Genomic DNA, 2,549 nt, shown 5'->3' on the forward strand with positions numbered 1-2,549 from the left:
AGATAGGCTCCGTCCTGTCCGGTAATGCCCGTCAACAGCGCGCGTTTGGTCATCCACCCCTCTTAATGTGCTCACTCCGCCTCGGCGGATTGCTTTTAGCCGCGATTATAGACGTCCTGCAGGCGAACGATATCGTCCTCGCCGAGATAGGAGCCGGTCTGCACCTCGATGATCTCGAGGTCGATCTTGCCCGGATTGGTCAGCCGGTGAATGCAGCCGATCGGCAGATAGACCGACTCGTTCTCATGCACGAGCAAGGTCTCCTGATCGCGGCCCACTTCGGCCGTGCCTTTGACGACGATCCAATGCTCGGCGCGGTGAAAATGCTTTTGCAGCGACAGTCGCGCGCCGGGCTTCACCACAATGCGCTTCACCTGATGCCGATCGCCCGAATCGACCGATTGATAAAAGCCCCAGGGGCGGAAGATGCGCTTGTGCTCGCCGGCCTCGCGGCGATTCTCGCTCTTCAATTGATCGACGAGCTGCTTGACATTGTCGCCATGCTCGTGACCCAGCACCAGCACCGCGTCCTGCGTCGTCACCACCACGACGTCGTCGACGCCGACGACGGTGGTCAGCATCTCGTCCGAGCGCACATGCACATTGCGCGAATCGCGCACGACGCCATTGCCGCGCACCGAATTGCCCTGCGCGTCGCGCTCGGTCAGCTCCCATACGGCGCGCCAATTGCCGACGTCCGACCAGCCGATGTCGGCCTCGATCACCGCGGCCTTGCGCGTCTTCTCCATCACGGCGTAATCGATGGAGGTCTTCGGCGCGCGCGCGAAAGCTTCGGCGTCCAGCACCAGAAAATCGAGATCGCGGCGGCCGGCGTCGATCGCCTTTTCGGCGGCCTCGAAAATCGCCGGCTCGAAATGCGCGATCTCTTCCTGCATCACATCGGCGCGGAAGATGAAATTGCCGCTGTTCCACAAATAGCCGGCGTCGATATAGCGCTGCGCGGTCTCGCGATCGGGCTTTTCGACGAAGGCTTCGAGCTCGGCGACGTCGCCGGCGATGCGCTCGCCGGGGCGAATATAGCCATAGCCGGTGGCCGGATTGTCGGGCTTGACGCCGAGCGTGACGATATGGCCGTCGGCGGCGGCCGCAGCGGCCTTCTTGCAGAGCGCGACGAGGCCCTGCGGATCGCGCACGACATGATCGGCGGCGAGCACGACGACGATTTGTTGCGGCGAGCGGCGTGCGGCGATTCCGGCGGCGACGGCGACGGCGGCGGCCGAATCGCGGCGCATGGGCTCGAGCACGATATCGGCGGCGGCGCCGATGGCCGCGAGTTGATCGGTGACGAGAAAGCGATAATCGGCGTTGGAAATGACGACCGGCCTGTCGAAAGCCGCATCCGCCAGCGTCGCGATGGTCGTCTGGAAGGTCGAGCGCTCGCCGACGAGCGGAATGAATTGTTTCGGGAGAGTTTCCCGCGATTCGGGCCATACGCGCGTGCCCGCCCCGCCACACATGATGACCGGCAGTATCTTCGTCATGTCTCGCCTTTCGGTCGAGGGATGGATCGGCGGGGGCAGTTCACGCGGCGGAAGCAGCTTTTGCAAATATGTTCAAACAGATCGAGCGCTTCTGCCACGCAGGTCTCGTCCCTGCGGCCGTCCGCCGACGATTTCGTGAGCTATAGGCCGAACGCGTCGCCTTTGGCAAGTGGACGCGGGCTCTCGTGGACGCGGGTCCCTGCGGCCCCAGCGGACGAAACCCGCGCCGGGGCGGCCGTGCGCGCTCCTTCGGGATCATTTGGGCTGCGGCGAGGCGGGAGCCTCTTTCGGCAGACGCGCGCGGCGCTCCGGCAGGGCGGCGAGAATGCGCTTTCGCTCCGCCGGCGTTGCGTCGCGCCAGCCGGCGATCTCGCCGATCGTCCGTGCGCAGCCGACGCAAAAGCCGGTCGGCGCGTCGATGCGGCAGATTTTGATGCAGGGCGTTTCGGCCATGTGCAATTACCCATATCATGAGTCACGGTGACCGCTCAACACATTGAAAAGACTAGTTTCTGTTTTTTCGTTGGGAAGCATAAGCCGAGTCAATTTCACCCCATATCCTGAGTCGAAACTCCGAATTGCCCTCATAAAATGAGTCGGCTTTCGAAGCCAAATTCGCCTTGTGTCCGACGTCGATGTGCGTCGAGCGGGAAATAAGCAGTATTTCCGAGTAATTGGAAGTCCTCACGGGACGCGCCAGCCGCACGTCAGTATAGGCCGATCGCGATGGGCTGGCGCTGATATCCGAAACGATCCCTCGAGCATGCGGGCCGCTTCCGCGACATCGGGCGTGAGGTCTGGACGATTGTCGACGATGCATGCCGCTGCCGCACGTTCGCGACGGGCAGCCCGTCAAATCATCGGAGACGGCACTGTCTATTTCCGATTTGCGGCGAAGCCGATCTCGGCGAGGGCGGGTTTCCCGATCACGGATCCAAAACGATTTGGAAGTATAACATGAGTCGAATTTCACCCATCCGCCCGGAGAATCTGCAGGGCTCCGAATCCGGGTTAACGGGCTGAAGCGCCCAAGGCTGTGGCGAGATA

General features: G+C 62.6%; 2 protein-coding genes. Both read right to left on the reverse strand.

Annotated features, from left to right (window positions below; all coding sequences use genetic code 11):
- Positions 1-95 precede the first annotated feature (95 nt).
- Positions 96-1,502, reverse strand: a complete 1,407-nt coding sequence (locus KP010_RS20560) for a mannose-1-phosphate guanylyltransferase/mannose-6-phosphate isomerase (protein WP_216280978.1) — start codon at positions 1,500-1,502, stop codon at positions 96-98.
- Between the two features lie 255 nt (positions 1,503-1,757).
- The gene (locus tag KP010_RS20565) at positions 1,758-1,955 is read right to left on the reverse strand and encodes a DUF1289 domain-containing protein (RefSeq protein ID WP_142864557.1); all 198 of its coding nucleotides are present in this window, start codon (positions 1,953-1,955) and stop codon (positions 1,758-1,760) included.
- Positions 1,956-2,549 lie beyond the last annotated feature (594 nt).

The sequence above is a fragment of the Methylosinus sp. KRF6 genome, assembly GCF_018887255.1.
In the GTDB taxonomy this organism is placed as follows: Bacteria; Pseudomonadota; Alphaproteobacteria; order Rhizobiales; family Beijerinckiaceae; genus Methylosinus; species Methylosinus sporium.

Excerpts from the sequence above, each read along its gene's own strand:
- KP010_RS20565 (WP_142864557.1), bottom strand. The coding sequence starts at position 1,955 with ATGGCCGAAACGCCCTGCATCAAAATCTGCCGCATCGACGCGCCGACC.
- KP010_RS20560 (WP_216280978.1), bottom strand. The coding sequence starts at position 1,502 with ATGACGAAGATACTGCCGGTCATCATGTGTGGCGGGGCGGGCACGCGC.